Raw genomic sequence first — 8,131 nt, 5'->3', positions numbered from 1 at the left:
TATAAATTTTCCGCTAACCGTATATAATTTTTTCGCTTGCCGTATATAAATTTTCCGCTTGCCGCAAACGGCTTTTCGACTGCCCGAAACCACCGTTGACGACAGACAATAAAAAAAGCGGAGACAAAATATTGTCTCCACTTTCCAATTATTCATTTATGCTATTACCCAAAGTTGTCATACATGATGGCATCCTGCTCTACGCCAAGGCTGTCAAGATAGTCGGTAACCGTCTTGATAAGCATTGGAGGGCCGCAGAGGTAGTATTCGCAGTCCTCCGGTGCCTCGTGCTGCTTCAGATACTCGTCGCAGATGCAGTTGACGGCAAAGCCGGTGTAATACTTCACGCCCGCCTCGTCGGCCTTCGGGTCCTGCTGGTCGAGCGAGAGATGGAAATGGAAGTTGGGGAACTCCTTCTCCAGTTCCCAGAAGTCTTCGAGGAAGAACGCTTCTCCCAGAGCACGCGCACCATAGAAGAAGTGCATCTCGCGGTCGGTAGTGTGCAGCGTCTTGGTCATGTGCATAATCTGCGCACGCAACGGTGCCATGCCGGCACCACCGCCAATCCAAATCATCTCCTTGCCCGAGGTGAAGTTCGGATGGAAGTCGCCATACGGGCCGCTCATCATCACCTTGTCGCCCGGCTTGAGCGAGAAGATGTAGGAAGAGCCGATACCCGTCGGCACATTCTGGAAGCCAACCTGCGGACGTGGCAGGAACGGCGTCGAGGCGATGCGGACGGTCAGCGTGATAATGTCGCCCTCGGCAGGATAGTTTGCCATGGAATAGGCACGGACGGTGTCCTCGGGATTGTGCGCCTTCAGGGAGAGGATGTTGAACTTCCGCCACGGGCCAAGGTATTCCTCTCCGATGTCGTCCTTGTCGAAGTCCTTGTCGTAGTCGATGCAGTCGTATGCTGGAATCTTAATCTGCGCGTAAGAACCCGGCACAAAGTCCATGTGCTCGCCCGGCGGCAGAGCCACCTTGAACTCCTTGATAAAACTGGAAACGTTCTTGTTGGAAATGACGGTACACTCCCATTCCTTTACGCCCATGACTGATTCGGGAACCTTGAGCGACATGTCGCCCTTCACCTTGCACTGGCAGCCGAGACGCCAGTTGTCCTTGATTTCCTTACGGCTGAAGTGCGGACGCTCGGAGTCGAGAATCTCTCCGCCGCCTTCTACCACCTGAACCTTGCACTGGCCGCAGCTGGCCTTGCCGCCACAGGCAGAAGGCAGGAAGACGCCGTTCTCGTTCAGTGTAGCCATGACCGAACTGCCCTGCTCGACGGTCATCTGCTTGTCGCCGTTGATTGTTATCGTAACCTTTCCGCTCGGACTGAGATATTTTTTAGCCACAAGCAGGAGAATCACCAGCACGAGGATGATGATCAGAAAGACAAGAATACTTGTTGTTATGAATTGTCCCATTGTTTACTTAGATTTTAAGACCAGAGAAGCACATCATTGCCATCGCCATCAGTCCTACTGTAATAAAAGTGATGCCGAGTCCCTGCAAGGGCTTTGGCACGTCGGAATATTCCATTTTCTCTCGAATGGCACCCATTGCGACAATGGCAAGCGTCCAGCCTATTCCGGAGCCGAGACCATAGATGAGTGCATCCCATACCGAACCTATATATTGGCTGCTCGACGGGTCAAGTCCGATACGTTGCTGCATGAAGAGCGACGCTCCCATGATGGCGCAGTTGACGGCAATCAGCGGAAGAAAAATACCCAGCGCACCATAGAGCGAGGGAGAATATTTCTCTACCGCCATCTCCACTATCTGAACGATGCCTGCAATCACGGCAATAAAGAGAATGAAGCTAAGGTAGGTGAGGTCCACCCCGTCTGCAAGGCAGTCAGGGCCTAAGACCTTGGTCAGCAGCAGATAGTTGACAGGGGTAGTAACAACCAACACGAAGGTTACGGCTGCACCCAAGCCAAACGAAGTCTTCACGTTCTTGGATACTGCAAGGAATGAACACATTCCGAGGAAGAACGCAAATATCATATTGTCCACAAAGATGGACCTGAAGAATAAACTGATTAGATGTTCCATAATTACTTCTTGTCTTCTTTATAGAAATATGCACGATGAATCCAAATAACGCAACCGAGGAGAATGAGTGCCATTGCGGGCATCGCCATCATTCCATTGTCCATATAGCCTGCATCGTAGAAGCTCTGTGGGATAATCTTGAATCCGAGCAGAGAGCCGCGACCGAACAGCTCGCGGAAGGCACCGACAATGACAAGAATCATGGCATAGGCCAGACCATTGCCCACACCGTCGAGAAAACTCGGCCAAGGCTTGTTGGTCATGGCGAAGGCTTCGAGCCGTCCCATCAGGATACAGTTGGTAATAATCAAGCCGACATAGACAGAGAGCTGTACGCTCACGTCGTAGGCTACGGCCTTGAGTATCTGGCTGACAATGGTTACCAGAGCCGCAACGACTACCAACTGCACGATAATGCGTATGCGGTTGGGAATTGTGTTGCGGATAAGGGAGATAATGACATTGGAGAAAGCCGTAATAATGGTTACGGCAAGTCCCATCACAATTGCCGGCTTCAGCTGGGAAGTTACGGCAAGGGCTGAACAGATGCCGAGAACCTGAACCATGATAGGATTGTCCAGATTCAGCGGATTGCTGAACACCTCTCTATTTTGTTTTGAGAATAAATCCATTTTCTTGTTGTTCTAAAAATCAGAATGTTATTTGCTGGTCAGGAATTTAACGTAAGGCTGAAGCCCGCCCTTCTCGGAAGAGAACATTTCCGTAACGCCATTGCTGGTCAGGGTTGCGCCCGTTATGGCATCTACCTGTGTCTTCGGGTCGTCTATCTTCTTGGGAACGGAAAGGGCTATCTTGCTGTTGTCGCTTCCTGCAAAAAGATTTTTTCCCCTGAACTTTTCCTGCCAAGATATGTTGTCCTTGATTTCAGCTCCCAGGCCGGCTGTCTCGCTCTCATGGTTAAAGTAGGCTCCAAACACGGTCGCCTTGTCTTCGTTGATGGCTATAAAACCATTGATTGGTCCCCAAAGGCCATTGCCGTAGACAGGAATGACATACTTGTCCTTACCGTCTACCTTGCAGCGATAGAGAGCTAACTTACCTTCCTTGGCATCCTTGCTGTTCAGCTTAAAGCCCGCGTCCACACCGCCTTGCTTGCCTGCTTCGACAATCTTGCCGTCAGCGTCAATAATCTCATCGGCAACGATTATCTTCTTCCAAAGCTCTACTGCCTGTGCATTGGTCATATTGCGGTCTTGGTTGAGCGCAAAGAGAATCTGCTTTTGCTGGTCAAGCTGAACATTGGCATCCTGCATGGGTTTCAAAGCCTGAAATACGAATGCAAGCAGAAAGGCAACAATCAGTACGAGGATGGCGGAATAGATAATTGTATAAGAATTACTATTTGTTTTCATTTCTTTCTCCTCCTTATTTATTTAGCACGCTTGGCACGCTTGCTGATGTTTGACTGAACTACACAGTAATCGATGAGTGGGGCAAACATGTTGCCAAAGAGGATGGCAAGCATCATTCCTTCAGGATAACCGGGATTCAACACTCGGATGATGATGGCCATCGCACCAATGAAGAAGCCAAAGAACCATTTTCCAGTCTCTGTACGTGCCGAAGTAACCGGGTCGGTGGCCATAAAGACAGCACCAAAGCAGAAGCCACCAAGTACAAGATGCTCATACCATTGAATGGAAGTGGCACCGGTAGACTGGAAGAGAAGTCCCATCACCGTTCCGCCAAGGAATACGCTGAGCATTGTCCTCCAACTGGCAATATTTGTCCACAAAAGAATAGCCGCGCCAATGGTAATGGCTATAACAGAAGTCTCGCCGACTGAGCCGGGGATAAGTCCGATAATCATATCGTTCAGGGAATTGTTTACCTGTACCCCTTGGGCTATCTCGCCCAATGGCGTTGCCATAGTAAAGCCGTCAGGCAATGTATAGCCCAAACCGAAGAGGGAATCTTTTGCCACCCATATCGCATCGCCGGTCATCTTGGCTGGATAAGAAAAGAAGAGGAAAGCACGTGCTGCAAGAGCAACATTAAAGATGTTCATGCCCGTTCCACCAAAGATTTCCTTAGTGAAGATTACGGCAAAGGCTATAGCAAGCACAAGTATCCAAAGCGGAGTAGTAACAGGAATAATCAGTGGAATAAGGATACCTGAAACCAAATATCCTTCCTGAATCTCCTCGCCTTTCCATTGTGCCCAAGCAAATTCAATTCCCAAACCAACTATATAGGAAACAAGAATGTTTGGCAACAGGGCGAAGAAGCCATAAAGAAACATTCCCCAGAAAGTGGCATCAGCCAATTTGCCTGCTGCAAGTGCATTTTGATAGCCTATATTGTACATGCCAAACAGCATTGCCGGCAACAAAGCTATCACAACCATACTCATAATACGCTTCGAATCAATCGCATCATGGATGGACGTACCGCTCTTTGATGTCTCGTTAGGGACATAAAGAAAAGTGTCGAAACCATCGTAGACACTCTTGAAAGCGTGAAGCTTTCCGCCCTTTTCAAAGTTCGGGCGTATCTTATCGAGATAATTTCTTAAACTCATACTACTTTTTATTATAGGTTCTTAAAGTTTATGGGTACATTAAGACCCTACGCGTTTTCTTTTCTGAGAATATCAAGTCCTTCACGGATTATCTTTTGCAAAGGTAACTTGGAACTATCCACAAACTCAGCCAAGGCAAAGTCCTCCGGGCTTATTTCATAAATACCCAACTGCTCCTGCTTATCAATATTCCCAGAAATAATGGCCTTAACAAGATATTCGCCATAAATGTCCATCGGCAACACCTTATCGTATTCACCACTCATGATGATATGTCGCTCACCACCTTTGATACGGGCATCAAGATTGTACTCTTTCTTTCCCTGCAACCAACTAAAGTAACTGCGCGAGGTTGAGAAATCGTTGAAACGGGGCATTATCCAACCTGCCATTTCATTAACATCGTCTCCTTCGGGAATAGCTGTTACCTCAGAAGTATGAGCACCTAACACGGCGTTGCTATCCGCAACAATACCTGTCAGCGGATTACCGTTGATGACGCGGATATTAAACCCTGTCTTCAAATTATCTTTTAGAATTTCGCTTAATGGCGTTCCAACAAGTGCCTCTACATAATGTGGGGCCTTCACGGCACTGCCTGCGACTGCAACAATGCGACGAAGGTCTACCTTTCCCGTATTAAACAAACGGCCAAAAAAGATTACTGCTGTTGGCTCTACAGTCCAAACGACTTCACCTTTATTTATAGGACTTATATGATTCACCTGTACCCCAACATTGCCGGCGGGGCAAGGGCCATCAAACACATTTACCTCCACATCCTTAACATCCAACAAGGCACTTGACTTCTGTTGCGCACCAACTCCCAGATAGACTTTAGCCATTTTGGACAAAGCTGTCAAGCCTGTTTGGAAATCTTTTTCCTGACCTTTCAGCTCATACTCAAAATCCCCCTGAAGCGGCTTGTCTCGCAAAGCAGAAACGAATATAGCTTTTGGCGTAGTATCGGGACGGGTAGCCACTGCGTATGGAAGCTGTTGGATATAACCAAACAAGCCGGCCTTCAACAAGGCATCTTTCACGCCCGCACCATCAATTTGGGACATGTCTTTCACCCCAAAATCCACGCTTTCTTGATGCTCATCGGCTTTCACCTTTACGCAAAGCACCTTTCGGCGTTCGCCACGTAATATTGCTTGAACGGTGCCACTCACTGGCGAAGAAAAGCCAACATCAGGACAACCCTTGTCCACAAACAAGGCTTCGCCCGCAAGAACATGGCTTCCCTCACGAACAGCAACCTTAGGGGTCAACCCCACAAAATCATCAGGAACAAGCGAATACACTCCTGACAATTTCAAAGGCACGGTCTGTTCCTTGGCACGTCCAACAAGGTTGACATTTAATCCCTTGCGTAACCTAAAAACATTTGCCATAATTATAAAATGGAATTTTAATGATTTCTCAACACTTCTTTTAAGGTGCAAATATAGTAAAATTTAAGTAAAAAGTACACAAATCAGCATGAGAATTTTATAATGATAAGGAATTTTCGTAGTTTTGTACACACTTTGAAGAGAACAAAAACAATAATACGCTGGATTATATGGGCATCATTATGTCTATATGTGTGTTTTATTGTATTGTCCCATCTACCGGTGGTACAGAAAATGATGGGCAGAGAAGTAGCAAAAGCCTTGTCGGAAAAATTAGGCACACAAGTACAAGTAGGACAAATTGACCTTGGAATATTAAACCATATTATTGTTGACGATGTACTCATTTATGACCAAAGAGACAAGGAAATGCTACGGGCAGGACGACTTGCAGCACGTATAGACCTTATCACTTTAGTAAAAAACAAGAAGATTGCAATTTCCTCCGCACAAATTTTCGGACTGAAAGCCGACTTCTATAAACAAACAGCTACATCCCCTGCTAACTATCAGTTCGCCTTGGATTCTCTGGCCTCTAAAGACACAACATCACATACTCCGCTGGACTTGCATATCCAAAGGTTAATCGTCCGCAATGGCTCTATCCGATACAACCAACAGGACATTCCCCCTACACGGCAACGCTTCAACCCCAAGCACATAGAATTAAACAAGCTGTCGGCACAGCTCATAATAAACAGACTAACAGATACAGGTATTGATGCTGAAATAAAACACCTGTCTTTTGTTGAATCCACAGGACTTACACTCAAGGACCTCTCCCTCCAAGCCATTATCAAAAAAAATCAGGCAAAGATTTCCGGGATTAGCATTTCTCTTCCACAAAGCAACATCCAAATAAACAACATCTCAGCCGTTTACAGAGGGAAAAAGAGAAGTCCGTTCAACCTCCTACAACTTCACGCAAAAATAAATCTCGCCCCTTCAACATTGACACCATCGGATTTAGCAAGTTTTCTACCTGCATTAAAAAACATATCCGAACCTATTAAACTGAGAGCACAAGCAGACCTGACATCGGGTATAGTCAACCTAAAGGACATATACCTGTCGTCTCCTAAAAAGAATCTGACTTTGTCTGCACAAGGACGGATTGAGAATATTTCCACTCTCAGCAAATGGGATATACACATAAAAAAATTCGATATAAGTAATCTTTTTATCCGATTAATATTCAAGACTTTACAAAAGAATTTTCCAGAAAGACTTAATAATCTTGGTAATATTGCTTTCCGCGGAACAGCCAAATGCAAAAACATGCACTATAGGGTAAATGGAGAGTTATCCACATTAGCAGGAAAAACCTCTTTAGACATATTTACAGGCGAGGATTTTTTCTCGGTAGCGGCTCATACAAAGCATTTCGATTTAGGAAAAGTATTAGGGGACAATAAGTTCCACTACATCTCCATGAACGCTAAAATCTCCGGGAAGAAAGACCTGTCCACCCTATCAGCCCAAGGCATAATGCCACAATTCGATTACCAAGGATATTCCTACAAGAACCTCTACATCAACGGAAAGTACGCCAAGGACTGCTTTGACGGGAAACTATCAATAGAAGACCCAAATGGCTTCCTCTCATTCGAAGGACAGGTAAATCACATCAAAGCATTTATCAACAAGAAACAGCCACTCGCAGCCCATTGTAACCTCATCGCCCGAGGATTAAATCTGCCGGCACTGAATCTTTCCCAAGATTTAGGGGGGAAACTCCTTAATTTCGACGCTGCCGTTGATGGTGCCGGCTCCACCCTTGACGACCTAACGGGCAAACTAAACTTTCACAACGTCAACGTTCAAGATGGAAAAAAGAAAATCCAACTCAATCACTTAAATATCACAACACACACTAGTCTGCTCAGCAAATCATTGCAAATTAATTCAGACTTTGGTTCGGCCTACATCAGCGGAAGCTACCAATACGAGAATCTACATAAGGATTTCATCGGCATTTTGAGATATTATCTTCCTGCATTAACACCCTTGATTCCCAACAACCTTATATTCAACTCTAACAACTCTTATAACTTTAATATTAAGCTTGTTAACTCAGACTTATTAAAGCAACAGTTTGGGATTGATATTCAAACCCTGTCGCCCA

6 protein-coding genes are annotated in these 8,131 nt (G+C 45.9%); all 6 read right to left on the bottom strand.

All coding sequences use genetic code 11. The features are described 5' to 3' along the window. Positions 1-164: 164 nt before the first annotated feature. Genes nqrF through JCM15908_RS07885 form a run of 6 tightly spaced genes read right to left on the bottom strand, consistent with a single transcriptional unit; the run spans position 165 to position 6,006 of the window. On the bottom strand, positions 165-1,433 hold the full coding sequence (gene nqrF, locus JCM15908_RS07910) for an NADH:ubiquinone reductase (Na(+)-transporting) subunit F (RefSeq protein WP_025002936.1): 1,269 nt from the start codon (positions 1,431-1,433) through the stop codon (positions 165-167). Between the two features lie 7 nt (positions 1,434-1,440). Further along, on the bottom strand, positions 1,441-2,067 hold the full coding sequence (gene nqrE / locus JCM15908_RS07905) for an NADH:ubiquinone reductase (Na(+)-transporting) subunit E (RefSeq protein ID WP_025002935.1): 627 nt from the start codon (positions 2,065-2,067) through the stop codon (positions 1,441-1,443). 2 nt (positions 2,068-2,069) lie between these two features. Beyond that, positions 2,070-2,699, bottom strand: coding sequence for an NADH:ubiquinone reductase (Na(+)-transporting) subunit D (locus JCM15908_RS07900; RefSeq protein ID WP_025002934.1), 630 nt, complete (start codon positions 2,697-2,699; stop codon positions 2,070-2,072). Between the two features lie 27 nt (positions 2,700-2,726). Further along, positions 2,727-3,440 (bottom strand): NADH:ubiquinone reductase (Na(+)-transporting) subunit C, encoded by a 714-nt coding sequence (gene nqrC / locus JCM15908_RS07895; RefSeq protein ID WP_025002933.1) that lies wholly within the window; start codon positions 3,438-3,440, stop codon positions 2,727-2,729. A gap of 17 nt (positions 3,441-3,457) precedes the next feature. After that, entirely contained in the window at positions 3,458-4,609 is a 1,152-nt protein-coding gene (locus tag JCM15908_RS07890) for an NADH:ubiquinone reductase (Na(+)-transporting) subunit B (RefSeq protein ID WP_025002932.1), read from the bottom strand. 47 nt (positions 4,610-4,656) lie between these two features. Continuing rightward, positions 4,657-6,006: a Na(+)-translocating NADH-quinone reductase subunit A gene (locus JCM15908_RS07885; protein ID WP_025002931.1), complete on the bottom strand. Its 1,350-nt coding sequence runs from the start codon at positions 6,004-6,006 to the stop codon at positions 4,657-4,659. Between the last annotated feature and the right edge of the window lie 2,125 nt (positions 6,007-8,131).

This window comes from Prevotella dentasini JCM 15908, from assembly GCF_000614065.1.
Lineage (GTDB): Bacteria > Bacteroidota > Bacteroidia > Bacteroidales > Bacteroidaceae > Prevotella > Prevotella dentasini.
Note: the sequence above shows the minus strand (reverse complement) of the source record. Positions and strands in the feature narration are given on the sequence as shown.

Excerpts from the sequence above, each read along its gene's own strand:
- nqrF (WP_025002936.1), bottom strand. The coding sequence starts at position 1,433 with ATGGGACAATTCATAACAACAAGTATTCTTGTCTTTCTGATCATCATC.
- nqrE (WP_025002935.1), bottom strand. The coding sequence starts at position 2,067 with ATGGAACATCTAATCAGTTTATTCTTCAGGTCCATCTTTGTGGACAAT.
- JCM15908_RS07900 (WP_025002934.1), bottom strand. The coding sequence starts at position 2,699 with ATGGATTTATTCTCAAAACAAAATAGAGAGGTGTTCAGCAATCCGCTG.
- nqrC (WP_025002933.1), bottom strand. The coding sequence starts at position 3,440 with ATGAAAACAAATAGTAATTCTTATACAATTATCTATTCCGCCATCCTC.
- JCM15908_RS07890 (WP_025002932.1), bottom strand. The coding sequence starts at position 4,609 with ATGAGTTTAAGAAATTATCTCGATAAGATACGCCCGAACTTTGAAAAG.
- JCM15908_RS07885 (WP_025002931.1), bottom strand. The coding sequence starts at position 6,006 with ATGGCAAATGTTTTTAGGTTACGCAAGGGATTAAATGTCAACCTTGTT.